General features: G+C 35.4%; 14 protein-coding genes and 2 pseudogenes. 5 read left to right on the top strand and 11 right to left on the bottom strand.

The features are described 5' to 3' along the window. Positions 1–214 precede the first annotated feature (214 nt). From ACVYAD_RS20095 to ACVYAD_RS20085, 3 genes are all read right to left on the bottom strand, one after another. Positions 215–3,406, bottom strand: a complete 3,192-nt coding sequence (locus ACVYAD_RS20095) for a BTAD domain-containing putative transcriptional regulator (RefSeq protein ID WP_476427646.1) — start codon at positions 3,404–3,406, stop codon at positions 215–217. A 268-nt stretch (positions 3,407–3,674) separates the two neighbouring features. Further along, positions 3,675–4,178, bottom strand: coding sequence for a GrpB family protein (locus ACVYAD_RS20090; protein WP_476427645.1), 504 nt, complete (start codon positions 4,176–4,178; stop codon positions 3,675–3,677). Positions 4,179–4,855: 677 nt separating this feature from the next. Further along, positions 4,856–5,836, bottom strand: coding sequence for a diaminopimelate dehydrogenase (locus tag ACVYAD_RS20085; RefSeq protein WP_197140991.1), 981 nt, complete (start codon positions 5,834–5,836; stop codon positions 4,856–4,858). Positions 5,837–6,370: 534 nt separating this feature from the next. Here ACVYAD_RS20085 and ACVYAD_RS20080 point away from each other — a divergent pair. Continuing rightward, positions 6,371–6,664, top strand: a complete 294-nt coding sequence (locus ACVYAD_RS20080; protein ID WP_476427644.1) for a hypothetical protein — start codon at positions 6,371–6,373, stop codon at positions 6,662–6,664. A gap of 627 nt (positions 6,665–7,291) precedes the next feature. On the opposite strand, the gene ACVYAD_RS20075 is transcribed toward ACVYAD_RS20080, so the two are convergent. Beyond that, positions 7,292–7,960, bottom strand: coding sequence for a YqeB family protein (locus ACVYAD_RS20075; protein WP_476427643.1), 669 nt, complete (start codon positions 7,958–7,960; stop codon positions 7,292–7,294). A 437-nt stretch (positions 7,961–8,397) separates the two neighbouring features. Next, on the bottom strand, positions 8,398–9,060 hold the full coding sequence (gene yeiL, locus ACVYAD_RS20070; RefSeq protein WP_476427642.1) for a transcriptional regulator YeiL: 663 nt from the start codon (positions 9,058–9,060) through the stop codon (positions 8,398–8,400). Positions 9,061–9,157: 97 nt separating this feature from the next. Between yeiL and ACVYAD_RS20065 the strand changes: the two genes are divergently transcribed. Further along, complete coding sequence (locus tag ACVYAD_RS20065) at positions 9,158–10,309, top strand: MFS transporter (RefSeq protein WP_476427641.1); 1,152 nt, start codon at positions 9,158–9,160, stop codon at positions 10,307–10,309. Positions 10,310–10,352: 43 nt separating this feature from the next. On the opposite strand, the gene ACVYAD_RS20060 is transcribed toward ACVYAD_RS20065, so the two are convergent. The 4 genes from ACVYAD_RS20060 to ACVYAD_RS20045 all read right to left on the bottom strand — a co-directional run bounded on the left by ACVYAD_RS20060 (position 10,353) and on the right by ACVYAD_RS20045 (position 12,787). After that, positions 10,353–11,528 (bottom strand): oxalate decarboxylase family bicupin, encoded by a 1,176-nt coding sequence (locus ACVYAD_RS20060; RefSeq protein WP_349658300.1) that lies wholly within the window; start codon positions 11,526–11,528, stop codon positions 10,353–10,355. 207 nt (positions 11,529–11,735) lie between these two features. Then, a complete protein-coding gene (locus tag ACVYAD_RS20055) occupies positions 11,736–12,017 on the bottom strand; it encodes a hypothetical protein (RefSeq protein ID WP_349658065.1) in 282 nt (93 codons plus the stop codon). Between the two features lie 10 nt (positions 12,018–12,027). Continuing rightward, positions 12,028–12,408 carry an SHOCT-like domain-containing protein gene (locus tag ACVYAD_RS20050; RefSeq protein WP_476427640.1) on the bottom strand — a complete coding sequence of 127 codons (381 nt, stop codon included), beginning with the start codon at positions 12,406–12,408 and terminating at the stop codon, positions 12,028–12,030. 13 nt (positions 12,409–12,421) lie between these two features. Beyond that, the gene (locus tag ACVYAD_RS20045) at positions 12,422–12,787 is read right to left on the bottom strand and encodes a DUF2089 domain-containing protein (RefSeq protein ID WP_349658067.1); all 366 of its coding nucleotides are present in this window, start codon (positions 12,785–12,787) and stop codon (positions 12,422–12,424) included. Between the two features lie 427 nt (positions 12,788–13,214). On the opposite strand from ACVYAD_RS20045, the gene ACVYAD_RS20040 reads away from it, so the two are divergent. Further along, positions 13,215–13,517, top strand: a complete 303-nt coding sequence (locus ACVYAD_RS20040) for a CPBP family glutamic-type intramembrane protease (RefSeq protein ID WP_476427673.1) — start codon at positions 13,215–13,217, stop codon at positions 13,515–13,517. Between the two features lie 286 nt (positions 13,518–13,803). Here the strand turns inward: ACVYAD_RS20040 and ACVYAD_RS20035 are convergent, their stop codons facing one another. Continuing rightward, positions 13,804–14,154 carry a hypothetical protein gene (locus ACVYAD_RS20035; RefSeq protein WP_476427639.1) on the bottom strand — a complete coding sequence of 117 codons (351 nt, stop codon included), beginning with the start codon at positions 14,152–14,154 and terminating at the stop codon, positions 13,804–13,806. Positions 14,155–14,325: 171 nt separating this feature from the next. Between ACVYAD_RS20035 and ACVYAD_RS20030 the strand changes: the two are divergent. Then, positions 14,326–14,454 (top strand): annotated as a pseudogene (locus tag ACVYAD_RS20030) (IS21 family transposase); the annotation flags it as partial. 39 nt (positions 14,455–14,493) lie between these two features. Here the strand turns inward: ACVYAD_RS20030 and ACVYAD_RS20025 are convergent. Further along, positions 14,494–14,625, bottom strand: a pseudogene (locus tag ACVYAD_RS20025) (IS21 family transposase); the annotation flags it as partial. Between ACVYAD_RS20025 and ACVYAD_RS20020 the strand changes: the two are divergent. Beyond that, positions 14,587–14,817, top strand: a complete 231-nt coding sequence (locus tag ACVYAD_RS20020; RefSeq protein WP_476427638.1) for a CPBP family glutamic-type intramembrane protease — start codon at positions 14,587–14,589, stop codon at positions 14,815–14,817. The pseudogene ACVYAD_RS20025 and the gene ACVYAD_RS20020 sit on opposite strands and share 39 nt — an antisense overlap. Positions 14,818–15,065: the final 248 nt, after the last annotated feature.

The following is a 15,065-nucleotide window of genomic DNA, read 5'->3' as shown; positions in this document are numbered from 1 at the left end:
ATTGTTGATTAATACACATAAATGTTCATCAAAAGTTGTTATGCTTGTTCCTTGAAGGAGCTAGTTGATTGGAGTGGAGACTGGAGACTCATCGGACGCCCCCAAGAAGCTATGCTCTGTGCGAAAGCGTAGCGGCAACTACAAAGTGCCCAGTGGGAACGGAAATCCCCCTAAGTCATAGATACCCAAAAATAACCAATTTACATAATATAAACTAGCCCATTATCAAATCATAAACAATCATCGTTGATTCCATCGGTGTTGTATTTAGTTCCCTTTTTAATTGCTGCACACATTTTTCATACCATTTTAATGCAAGGGAGCGGTTTTGTAATTGATAGTAACTATACATTAACAAGCGATAGCCTTCTTCCCATAATGCATCTTCACGAATCATTCTTTCTGCATAAATAATAGCTTGCTTATAGTTTTGCTGCCTCGTCGCATTTTGTGCTAATCTTTCTAGAACTTCAATATACAATGATTGGAGCTTTTCTCGATCCTGTATAAGCCAATCTAACTGCTTTTTTTCAGCATATAGTGTATCCGTATAGCTTGTTTCAGCAAGATACAACCACTCGTTTGACAATTGTGGCTCAAACTCCTCCATCCCTAATTCATAAAAATAGAGAAAGCGCTCGACATCGATTTGCAGATATTGAGTATGCTGCAATTGATACATATTATTTTTCCGCTGAATGAAAAAGCTATCTTGACGCGCATTTCGATTAGGCTCAAGAACCTTTAATAACGTATTCAAGACAACTTTAAAATCTCGATCGAGTGAATCAACATTTCGCTCTGGCCACAGCGCCTGTGCAATCTCTTCCTTTGGCGTAAAACGATTGCGATGACAATATAAATAGACAAAAAGCTCCTTCGATTTATCGCGCTGCCATTCTTTATCCTCAAGCTTCCGATGATTTCTTGTTAAATTTAGACTTCCTAAAAAATTCACCTGCATTTCCTCATCAGGATAGATGATATTGTTCTCAACCTGAAAATAGCTTCGCATCGTTAAAATAGCGGCATTTTCCCCATCACACTTTCTACTAAATTGTAAAAGCTCATAAAAAATAATCCCATTCGCTGGACCGAGAATGGTTTTCCTTTGTAAAAAGTAGTCATAGCCATTTGCGATGCATAACTGTGCAAACTGCTGAAAATAATGATTGAATTGTTGCGGTTTATTTTCTTTGAAAGCAATGACAGATTGAAAGAATAGTACATGCATTACACCATTTTGATCACCACAGTCGTGAAATAATCGCTGTGCCTTTATTAATAATTGTCCGGCTCGTTCATATTCATGATGAGAAAGAACGATTTTCACCTCAGCAATTAATATTAGAGCGGTCATCCACGCGTCTTGTACTTGCTCTGTTTCCTGTAAGCCAAGGGCTATATATTTTTTAGCTGAGATCATATCACCTTGCGCATGTTTGACAATTGCTAGTCCCATGTAAGGCTCTGCTTTTACGCGAGAAATATTAATAGTATTCATCAATGTTAGAGCTTTCTCATAAGCTTGGCAGGCTCCTTGATAATCAGGAAAATCCACTAATAGATAAGCATGTGCTTTGCGAATATAGCCAACAGCCTCAATAAAAACCGATTTTTCACGTAGCCCCCTACGAATTCCATGTTGGGCGGCATACCATGCATCCTTCCCCTGCCCTAAAAGCGCATAGACAAATGATGCTAGCAGCTCACTTTCTCTATGTGTCGCGACAAGCTGTGGTGGTAATTCCAATCTCTTCGTCAGCAATTCCTTCGCTTCTAGTAGCTGTCCTGTTCTTAACAATATTCGAACATCGACATTTGCTCTTTGTAGCACGTCCTCCGTTAAAGCAACCTCATCGGTAAATACTTGTGCGCCTTTCGCCTTCCCTAGATTCACAAGATTTTCTGCATACTGACGTTGCAATTCGAGAATTTCCTCTTTGTTTAACGGCGTATGATTCGCTAACTCTAAAGCCTTCTTTAAATGTGGCTCTGCCAATGCTGGCTGAATTGTATCGAGATAAATGTGTGCTAAACCTGCCTGTGCTTTTGTCAAAAAGAGATAATCGCTTTTACTTTTTGCGATGGATGCACAATTTTCATACGACAGCTTCGCTTTTTCATAGTAAGCACGATAGCGATGGCACTCACCTTCAAAATAATACAATTTATAATATTCCGATTTTTTGTAAGCTGTAAATCTGTTTATCTTTTCTAATAACCATTCAAATTGCCCAGCACGGACTAGACTTTCAGCATGATTTTGTAATAGCTCCCCACAAAAATCCTGATCATTCGTTTTAAATGCGTGATGAAGAACGGCTTGAATATTGTTTTGTTTTACATAATGCAATGCTGCTTGTTTATGCAATGCAACATACTGGGAAGCATTTTGTTGTGGCCACTTTGCCTCTAAAAATCGACTAAACAAGGCATGAAAACGATACAAACCATCCTTCGTGATTGGTTGAATAAATAAATGTCGCTGGACAAACTGTTTTAACACCTGTGCAATTTCCGTACTATAAAATTGCGATATTAACTCTTCTGAGAAAGTGGGGAAAATCGCCAGCTTTAATAATACCTCTTGCTCAAATGCAGACATCTTAAGATAAACTTCCTCCGATAAATAAGCGAAAAGATCATTTGTAGAAATAGTTAACCAATGAGTTAATGTCTCATTGTTCCATTGTTCAGCTAACAAAGAAATACTAATTGCCCAGCCCTCTGTAATTTCCACAACCTTAGCTATTTCATCCTCTGTTAAATTCACCTCTGCATAATCCTCGAAAAAAACAGCGATCTCCTCTGAGGAAAATGCTAATTCTCTTTCTGCAATAACAAGTAATCTCTTTTGTACCTTTAATCTCCTCGAAATATCCCAATTCGGCATCGTTCTAGAGGCAATGATAAAGTGAACATTCGGTGGTGAAAACTCAATTATTTTTTCCATCACATAATTTATATGAAATTCATGGTCAACGAGATGGTAGTCATCGATGACAATTAATATTGCTTCTTCGATTTCACATAAACTATTGACAATCAGCTTAAACCAACGATTAAGTTCTTCAATTTTAGGAAAACGGGATAATTGATTCCAAGCATCAAATTCTTGGCCGAAGCCCGGAACAATTCGTGTGATACTAAAAAATAAATGCCTTAAAAACGGCAATATATTATCATCTTCCTCCGACACACTATACCAGGAAAATTTGCTTGATTGTGCATGTAGAAATTGTGTAAGGATTGTTGTTTTGCCATATCCAGCTCCACTATGAATAAGCGTGCAACTATGGTCTAAGCTTTTATTTAATGTTCTCATTAATGTAGCTCTACTAATACAATGATTAGACGGACTCGGTGGAATACATTTTGATTGAATAATAATGTCTGTCGTCATTTAAGTGATAACCTCCCCATCAACTGGTTATGTAAGGTTACAATTCTTCAGCGTTAAAATCTTTTATGAGTTCCTCATAGTAACGAGGGGATGCTCTTATGAAATCTTTACATTTATATATCGAATAAAAGCGAAAACTCACGTATCGCAATTGTTGCTGAGACAAACCACGAGTGGAGTTTTCGCTTGGTACTACAAGTTTATCAAATTGATTTTACCGTTACCAACTTTTTTTCAAGTTTACTTACTATCCGATGAATAATCAATATTATTTATCGTATTTCTTAAACTCAGGAGTTTCCATTAATCTTTGGAAAAAGATATCTTTAGCTTCCCTATAGGCATCCATTGATTTGTCTTCGTACTCTTTCTTCAATTTATCATATGCATCACGATATTTATAATTTGCCAATAACACGTCTCTAAATTTCCAAAAGAAATCAAACTCAGAATCAATTACAGTTAATTGAATCCCTAAAGGAGGATTACTTGTATCATCTTTAAATGCCCTAAATGTAGCTGTTTTAACACTTTCAACATTTCTTTCATATAAATTTGAAAGTAGTTCTACGGCTTTCGAAAATTGTTCAGCATGCACACGTACTTGGATATCTAAATCACCTTTAGTCATGCAATTAGGAATTGCTGAACTACCAACATGCTGGATATCAGCCTCTGGTAGTAATTCTTTTATTTTATTTCCGTGTAACAAAAAACTATTTTCTGCATTTTTATGAATTAGTTCACTATTTAAAAAATTCACTTTTTCCATATGAAACTCCCCACAATCTATCATTTTTATACTAAGCAACTTGGTGAATATCACCAAAGTAGCTCTGTTGTATGTGTAGTAATCTATTGGTGCTCCATCCTTTATTTTACCATCATAGACCAATTTTACCTTATCGCCAATATGAAATGTTTGATCTGGATACTTCACAAGATTTACAATCACTACCTTCAGTTATAGTCACATAATCTAGGCCTTTTTCTCCTCAATTATAACTGTAAAAGTTACTTTTACTTTGAATACATTTGAACGGATTAATCAAAATGGATTCTGATTCATGTTTTGTTTTTCCATAGATATGAAAACCTTTGCTATACCGCTAAATGTAAACTAATTCTGTGTTTTCATATTTATCAAAGTTTGAGTAAACTTGACTGACTCTTCCCACTAGGGAAAATGACTTGAATTTTCAAACCAAATGAGAGTACTTTGCGTTTTAAAAAAGGGTTAATTTAACAATACATACAATAATACGAACCGATGATTTGTATAACAATTTACATAAAGTTAGCGATTGTTCAGTTGTTAATTTCGTCATACCAGCTTTTGATGGTGCTTTTATTAATAATTTACCTATATAGTGATTTAACAAAATGAATCTAAATTTGAAAAACCCGATTATCAACTAAATGATAATCGGGTAGTTTAATAGGTTAAAATTATAAAAGCCCTTTACGTAATTCAGCTGCTGATTTTGGTGATAACAGACCGAATGGGATATCGAATACTGTTTTAGCACCTTTGTCTCCAGCTTGGTTTAGACGATGTGCTGCACGAGCAAATGCTACTAGAACACTAGATGTGAAGTTTGGATTACTTTCAAGTTTTAATGAGAATTCTAGAATTTGTTTTTCGTTAGCGCCGCTTTCTCCACTACGAATAACGAATCCACCGTGTGGCATGCCTGTGTGGTTTGCTTTAAATTCCTCTTCAGAAATAAAGTTTACAGTTGTGTCATACTCATCAAAATAGTTCGGCATCGTCACAATTTCTTGTTCAACTTTCGCACCATCTGCACCTTCTTCAAGAACTACCCAGCATTCACGTGCATGCTTTTCACGCGTTGTCAGCTCAGGATTTTCACCGTTACGAACACGGTCTACTGCCTCTTGAATTGGTAATGTGTATTGTACCGCATTTTTAACACCTTCAATGCGACGCACAGCATCTGAGTGACCTTGACTTAAACCGTCTCCCCAGAAAGTATAAGTTGTGCCTACTGGTAGAACTGTCTCCCCGAGTATACGATTTAATGAGAATAAACCTGGATCCCAACCAACTGAAATGACGGATACTTTACCAGACTTTTGTGCCGCTGCATCTACAGCTTCGAAAAACTCAGGAATTTTCGCATGAGTATCAAAGCTATCAATTGTATTAAACCATTGTGCAAAGTGTGGTCCTTGCTCAGGTAAATCTGTTGCTGAGCCACCACATAAAATCATTACATCAATGTCATTTTGGAATTTTTCAGCATCATCTACTAAATATACGCTTGCATTACTTGCAATGTTTACAGTTGAAGGATCGCGACGTGTGAATACCGCTACCAACTCCATATCTGGATTTTGTGAAATAGCATACTCTACACCACGCCCTAAATTTCCATAACCTACAATACCTACTCGAATTGCACTCATTAAAAATTCCTCCTCACGATTACGTGACTATGTGAAGTCCTTCACGTTAAATCTACTTACAATAATACGTTGTGTTAGGAAAATTCACAATAGTTTGAGTACGAGTTTTTCTCTTGAAATCATACAAGTTTTCTATGATTTCTATTCGTAAATGGCATGAATACGGTTACATATTTAACTTCTTTCAGCGGATATACAAACATCCGCTGAAATAGAGGAACTCAGTCTAAGAACGCCACGTCCTGTGGCAACGACTGAGTGACCAACGTCGTATTGGCCCAAAGCCTCCGGCGGATGTCACGAAAATCGGAAAGGAGTTCACATAGGATGTTAGCCTAAAATCATCGCATCCATGCGATAACGGCTAACTGACCTGCGTCGTGCAGGCCTAAGCACAAAGCCGATTCCGGACGCAATTATGCCGTGGCATAATTGATCAACTAACCTTTAAGTTTTCGTTAAAGCCTTGTAAATGAAGACTTTTTCCACCGCATGTCTTGTACAATAAAACTAACGACAAAGGGGGCATGTTGAATGAAAGGTAATTGTTATTCGCCAAGCACAACATTGGAACAAGGAGAATTACTTACTCGTCCATTCCGAAATGCACAAAAATCTGCTACAGCTTACATTGAAACTGAGATAAAGCACAAAAAGATCCCACACAACACACACCAATGTTTAGGGGTTATACCTTTTGGCGTTACGGAAGAAACCCTAGTTACATCTATACAAAGAGTCAATGAGATTAACTTCTACCATGGAGGCAAAGAGATTGCACGTTGGTTGGTTAAAAAATGTGAATATAATAAGACTGGGACTGACTAAAACTGAGATACGTCGTTTCCTTACTTTTTCAGCATAGGATCGAAGTTCCCTAATCATTTGCCCTTTTTAGGACAATCTATATGCAAAAAAATTACATTTAACTAGTTCTTCGCTATGTTTTAGGGTGGTGTAATTGAAAAGGAAGAAAATCGGAGAATCAATATATATAATGAGAATTTTAAATTTGTTAGGAGATAGTAGCTTATGCAGCTACATAATTCGTCCGGAGGCTTTGGGGCAACGGATGTTTTTCGCGCGAAAGCGAAGCGATAGCGTGATGTTGGTCACTCATTCATTTGTTGTTGTTTCACAGATAAATTGCCACAGGACGTGGCGTTCTTTGACTGATTCCTCTATTTCAGCGGATGTTTGGACAACTGCTGAAAATTAAATTAAACCTGAATATATCTCCTCTACAATAGAAGTAAGAGACTTCTGGACCTACCGCTAAGCTTTCGGTCAAAAACATTTACTGAAAGAATTTAAATATGACTTCTTTTCAGAAGACTAATGCCGAAAAAAACTTGCTACCAAGCTTTTTTCGGCATAACTTGTATTTTCAAAAAACTATTGAAACATAATTATTACATTTAAGAGGCAAGTCATTTTTTACTTATTTTTTGTCTTTTATCGATAATATTGACTCTTTTTTATTTCTTTTACTGATACTCTTAATTTCCAAAGCTCTTTAGCTAACAGAAATACTTCTTCATCATCGCCATCTTCAATCGCAATTTTTCTTGCTTTAAAAATGGCATTCGCAGCGGGTGATAGATCTGGACAATCTACTACCCACCTTTTAAAATCTTCTTTAAATGGCTCACTCTCACTCCAAAAATAATCATGTTTTAAAAATGCTGCACCCACTGTATTTTTATTCAGCTCTTGTTTATATCGGAAAAGTTCTTTCTCATCATTACCTAATAATACTATTTGCTTCCCATCCATAAAAACGAGTGAGATATCTTTCTTTTTTAAGTTCATTTCATCATTTCTAAGTTTTAAAATAACTTTCTCATCGTCTATTGTCATTTCTAAACTTTCATGAATAGAAAAAAAAGTTATTGCAATTCCCGCCACCAAACCAAGTGCCATTGTGATGAAACCTACCCATGCTCCATGATAAGATGCAATTAAATTTAAAGGTCCTTGAAAAGGTACCCATGGTAAAGTACTAGCCCATTTAGCTATACTCGGAAGAAACCATCCTAGCACTAAACCAATAAGCGGGAAACCAAGCCACATAATAACTTTATCAGTTTTTGAAAAGTTTAATATTGTATGATTATTACTCATTAAAGTCCACCCTTTTAAAATAAAACTCTAGTCATAGCTTTTCTTTATTTTGCCATAACATTTAATTGAATAACGCTAATAAAGTTGTAATAAAAAAACACCACACACTTTCTTGTATGATCCTATCTAAAAATTTCCCCCTGTAATTTTATCAATATGTAAGTATGTTTAAAAATTATATCCCTCCAAAATCTAGTTGAATAAGAGAAATGATTGGCTTTATACAGATTGTTCACGCAACCATTTTCCAAAAACTAGTTATTTTAGCTTTCATACTCCATTCTAAACGTTTTACACCAGACAATAGTAAATAATACCATCTACTGAGGTTGACCGTCAAAAAAAGGTTTTTGTTATATCTCAATCACATTGTGTCCTTGTAATGATTTGGACAGCTTATGTAGTTTATAACCGTTAAAAGTAACTACATTGTTTCCTCACTGTATTTCCTGAGCCAATTCGGAAAGACGCTCTTCATTTATAATGTGATAGCCATTCTTTTTCCTCACTAAAATTTTTTCTTCGCAAAATTGTGCAAGTACATATAATAAATGCCGATAGGAAACCCCTAAATATTCACAGATTTCAGTATGCTTTTCTTTATAGACTCCTTGATCTGACGAAAATTGAATAAAGGCAGCAAGTCGATTTTCAAGTGGAAATGCTTGATTTTGTGTATATTTTGACGTCATTTTGAACGCCTTTTCCCCTAAAAACACACAAAGTTTACGTAAAAATAGTACATCCGTGAGTAACTTTTCTTTGCAGGACTGTTTAATTGAAAAACAAATCGTCTCGGTTACTGCCTGAATCCCCTTCGTATATCTTGCCTCATTAAGCAACTCAATTTCCCCCATAAAAAGTGGTGCCTCCAAGTAATCGATAAGCGAGACCTTGCCATTTTTGTGTGTCATGTATAGCTTCGCCTTTCCTTCGATCATGTAGTATAGCGTATTTGGAAATGACCCTTCTTGAAAAATCCATTCACCTTTGTCAAATTTACATATTTCTAGAAATGGATCAATTTCAAAAGAAAAAAAATCATCTATTGGATATTTATCGAGATAGTATGAACGTTCCTCAGCTGTTAGTATATGCATTTTTTACCCTCTCCTCCGAAAAAATGTGAGATATCTCACATTATTGTATCGATGAACATGCTATTATTCAACATAGTTAATGGAGGTACGTAATTTTATGAACAATCAACGATGGCTTTCTCAAAATTTCTTTGCATTTTTCTTTACATGGGGTATTTTCTTACCCTATTGGACTGGTTGGCTTGTAGATGCTAAACATCTTACTGTTTCACAGGCTAGCGTTGTAATGGGCTGCGGTCTATTAGCACGGGCAATCTCAAACCTCTTTTTCTTCCCGACGCTTGCAAAATATGTGAATAATAAACGACTTACTAGCATTCTAGCAATAGGTGCCCTAATCACAACATTACTTTACATACTAAGCACGAGCTTTATCACGCTTCTTATTGTTACCCTTTTATTTAGTATATTCTATCCAGCACTGCTACCTGCCGTTGAAAGTAGTGCGGCAACGCTCGTACAGCATGGAAATGTACACTATGGCAAAAGCCGCTCCTATGGTTCCCTTGGCTTTGTCATTGCAGTATTAATCATTAGTATGCTGACAGGTGCATTTGGTAATGACATTATCTTTTGGAGTATGGTGGTCGGCCTGATCGGTATGCTGTTGATGCAACAAATGGCTACTCCACAAGAGTTACTCATTGTACCGACGAAAGAACAACGTGCAAAATCATTGTCGATGAAAACATTATGGACTATTAAAGGCTTCCCTATTGTTTTATTAGTCGTAATTCTGTTGCAAGGTGCACATGCTTCTTATTACAGCTATGGCTATATATATTTAGGTGATTTGCATGTTGATCCATTTTATATGGGGATGATTATTAACATCGCCGTTATGTGCGAAATCTTATACTTTATGAAGGCTGATACACTATTTAAAAAATGGCGCTCATCTTCCTTATTACTTTTAGCAGCAAGTGGTTCATCTTTACGTTGGTTACTCATTTACTTATTCCCGAATGTGTGGGTATTTATCGCTTCTCAAACATTACATGCATTATCTTTTGCTCTTGCGCATTACGCTTTTATCAGCTATTTAACGAAAACATTGCCAAAGGAGCAAATTCCAAATGCACAAGGCATATACTCTGCATTAGCAATGGGATTAAGTACAGCTATCCTTACATTTTTAGGCGGCTATTTATACGAAATTTCTCCTGGACTATCATTTGCAGCAATGCTTATTTGTACTGTTCCAGCAATCGGTATACTGCTTACTACTAGAAATAAATATCAATATTAAAATAAGCAGGTGAGAAAAAAATCTCACCTGCTTTTCTATATGCTCACTTTGGATAATATGAAAATCCAGGATATTTCACGACTGGCCACTTTTCCTTCCTTAATACATGTAGAAGTTCAGGTCCAATATTTAAATTACTTTGTACTAGCTCAGATGGAGTAAGAGCCATCCATTGATTTAACGAAACATCCTGAAATCTATCACTTTTAAACATTTCAAGGAACCATAATGTTTCCGTACCGGTATTCTCAACGTAATGACCATTTGCAAACGGCACATATCCAACATCTCCTGCACGATAATCAAATGTTCTAGCCACACCATTTGCCGCAAACACTGTCATACGCCCTTTTCCTTGTAGATAATATTGCCATTCGTCATTATTCGGGTGCCAATGCAACTCTCTCATTGCACCAGGCTTAATCTCGACAAGGGCTGCTGCGATATTTTTAGAAATAGGAAAATTAGTGGAGTCTACAATTCTGACACTTCCTCCAGGAGTTTTAATAGGCGTTTGTGCAAGCAGACGATGCTTGAAAGTTTGCGGGACTGTACCATATGGCGATTGTACTTTTTGTGTATCTAGTGGTCCTGGAACCTTATCTTGATAAATATAGACTTGTTCTTTCGGGATATGTTGAAAAGCGCTCTTTGGAACACCAAAATTAGAGGACAGCACATCTTTAGGCGTATGAGCAAACCAATCAGAAATTGAAAATGTATTAAGATCTGAGAAATGCCCATCGTCAAATACTAGTAAAAATTCACAGCCATCTTCAAGACCCTGTATAGAATGTGGAATACCTGGTGGGAAATACCATAAGTCCCCCGGTCCTACATCAGCAATAAAATTACGCCCATTTTGATCGACCGCAGTAATGCGTGCATGGCCAAGAAGCATATACGACCATTCTGCTTGTTGATGCCAATGTAACTCACGTACCCCACCAGGTGTCAAACTCATATTGACACCTGCCAATGTCGTAGCAATAGGCAGATCACGTACAGTAATTTCTCGAGACCAACCACCATGCTTTAAAACCATATGCGTATCAGAAAAAGAGAATTTTAAATTTGGTACAAGCCCAGCATCTGTTTTAGGAGGGACGAGCAAATCAGGATTTTCTAAATCCCTCATAATATCTCTCGGCCCTTTATCCACCCCACCTGCACCATCTTTCCGAATAGGCTGTGGAACATAAGAATAGCCCTCTGGCATGTTCTCCAATCGTTCACCTCTTCATAAATAATCATTATTTAAATATGTATGATTCTTTACTAGAATTATTCTTTTATCAAAAGGTTTCGGATTCTTGTACATATTTAACCCCGTCCTAGATTTAGAACGGGGTTACGTACTTGAACTATACTAGTTTTTTTCAATCGAGAAATTAGGCTTTTTCTTTAAAATGCAAGTGATTATCAATTATAGTCTAACTTTAACCTCAGTGCCGTCCTTAGCTTTGACATCTACTAGCACGATTCCCTTATAATTTTTCAGTTCCTTGACGATAGGCTTTAGCGTGCTTTTATCTATAAGTGGAAAGGTAAAGTCTATTTTTTCTCTTTCGAAGTGCTCTTTTGTCCATTTGTTTAAATTTCGTTGCAAAAGTTTCGAAGACAAAATTGAAATAACAATGTTTAACATAGCATATGGCATTGGAATGTTTAGCCGAAAGTCTTTTGTTTTCACTTTTACATGCATCATAAGCAAATCACTAATCGATGATGACCGAAACGGTATCCCCGTTTGCCGATTTAATATCAACAATTTGGCCATCTAATTCGTTTTCAATTGCTTCAATAATAAGGTTTATATCAATATCTTTAACGTATTTTTCCGCTTGAGGAACACTCGCAGCGATGCTGTGTCCAGCCAGTAATACTACCTTGACAAGTTTTATAGGTAAATTGACCATAACGTTATCATTCTCAGCTGATACAACACGGACTTTTAAAGTTTTATCTAAGTATTTAGTCGGTTTTTCATTACTTGTTTCTTCTTTCTCCTTTAATACTTGAATCAGTTCTGATCCTTGTTCTGCATCAAGCTTTCCTTCTTGAACCATTGTTAATACTTTTGCAATTTCCTCTTTCATGATAAATTCCTCCCTATTCTTCTTTTAAAAGCTTAATAGCTTCTTCTGGTGTAATCTCGCCATTTTCCAGCATAGTGACAACTTTTTTCTCGTCTACTTCATTTTTCTTCTTTTGTTCATATCCAAGGGATGAGATAATGTCTGTTAGCTTGCCTCGAACTGTTGGATACGAAATCCCCAGTTCCTTTTCCACTTCTTTGATATTCCCTCTGCAAGTTAAAAATACTTCTACAAAACGAAGCTGATCCTTTGATAAAGATGCCAACTTAGATAATTCAAACTCATTTTCAATCGTTGTGTGACAATGAGAGCACTGCAACTTTGTAATTTTCAATGTTTTACTGCAAACAGGACAATTTGTGATAACTTGATAAGCCATAGCGAATTCCCTTCCTTCTAGTTGATTTGATTATACAACAAGGAATTGAAAATGCAAATAATTAAAATTAAACTTTTTAATGATAAAAATAAAAATTATTAAGTTGTTGTTTAACATTATTAATTATCCATTTCCGCTTTTAATTTTAACTCCGTCCGGCTTTACGCCAACAAATGTCTTTTGTGCAAAGAGAAGCGGTCGCGTCGGATGTTTAGACACCCACTGAAAGAAGATAAACAAATTCGGTCCCAATCATAGAAATTCTCTTCATGATTTCCTATCATTTGTTCAGCCATTCAAGATGGTACTGAGTATAGCTCTCTGTTCATTCTGTTTACTTTTATTTGGCGTAATCATAACAATGTATATCCCCTCGAATTACATGGACGAAACAAACAAAAGTTATCAAAACTAATCATTTTTAGCTATTTCTTCCTTTATGTTTATAGCAGCATTATTTGAAGGACTGTTGTTTAGAGGAATTATTCAAAATTTGCTTTTATTATTTATAGAACATCAATGGATTACCATTATCATAACAACTTTATTGTTCTTAGGGATTCATACTCCATACTTTAAAAAACCGATTATATTATTCAACATCGCAGTCCCGTGTCTTATTTTTGGATGGATGGATTTATTTTTTTTTGAAACAAACAATATCTTAGTACCATTTCTTGTACATTTTTTGATGAATCTCGGAATGACATTATTATTCAAATACAATTAATAAGTATGAAAAGGTGATCGAGTAGGAGGGAATGATTAACTCCCGTCTTCTCACACTACCGTACGTCCGGTTCATTAAGATGAATAACGTAAATTTTCAAACAAGTAACGCTCTGTTACACAATTATGTAACAAATAAAAAAACAAGAATGTTACTATGAACATTCCTGTTTTATAAACATTTTCAAAAGTATGTATTTTGAAAATCACTTTATTTTAATTCGCTATCCTAATTACTTTTTAGGATTTAAATAGTTTTCTTTTAATCTTTTATACGTTTTACAGTTTTATAGCAATTTTATATACTTTATGATCTGATCAATATTTTCTGAATTATATTCTGCCTCTGATAAAAGATAATATCCACTTTTAGAAAAATCAATGTGACCAAGTAAACTTTTTAAGTATGGAGAAATCAAAACTAAAACGCCATCATTTTCTAATAATTCCTCTGGAGATTCAAATCCATGAGTAACTTCTACGTTAAAAGAACTCAAATTATTTTCTTTCAAAGAATTTTCTATATTTTTTTTTAGTCTCTTTGACCTTTTCTTCAATAAGAATCCTTCTCTATCTAAACCTGTTGCAAATCCCCTAAAACCTATTGCTAATTTTGGATAAATATAAATCGTTTTCATTATGATCACCCTTTCAAAAGAATCACGATCCTTTTAATACTAATCATAAATTTTTCTCCAACCACCCTTTTATGTCAAACCGAGGAAGCCCTTCATTATCTTGCCACTCCGTTATATCATGTATTGAACCATTAGAAACATGAATTAAAGCTGGTGTTTGAGAAGATCCATAGAGAAATGTGTGTAGATCGACGTACTGTTGATAAATACTTAAATGGATTTACACCAAAAGGAACAAAAGAAAAGACATCTATTTTAGATGGTTATTATGAAGTGATGCTAGCTTTACTATCGGAAGATTAGAAGCAAGTATTTTTCAAATCTTGTCGTTCCTTTTGGTGAAGGGATACGTACTTGATCTGTAAAATAAGCTTCGAACTCAGGCGTCTTTGCGATATAACGACGAAATGTAGAACCACCACACTCTAAGCCATGATTATCCTTCAAATATTGCCAAAGTACACGACGATATTGTTCTTAGGAATGCATACTCAATACTTAAAAAAACCGATTATGTTATTCAATATCGCCATTCCAAGTCTAATTTTCGGTTGGATTTATTTTGAAACAAACAATATCTTAGCACCATTTCTTGTGCATTTTCTAATGAATCTCGGAATGACACTGTTTTTCAAATACAATTTAATACGTATGAAAAGGTAATATCCCCAAAACATTACACTCCTCTAGGTAGATGTGATGTATTTTTCTTTATGACGTCTTACTAGTATTTAAAACGGTGTACTCAGATTATCATCAATTATGTAAAAACCCCTAAATGCACGTTTTGGTCAATCTTTATATACAAAATCCACGACTTTAAATGAATATAACATTCTTATTCTTCTATACAGTACATACATTTGTTCACCTCAATTATGTTTTTCGTCAATAAAAAAAGAACACAATAA

The organism is Lysinibacillus sp. G1-3 (assembly GCF_056322905.1).
This window is presented reverse-complemented; position numbering and strand designations above follow the sequence as displayed.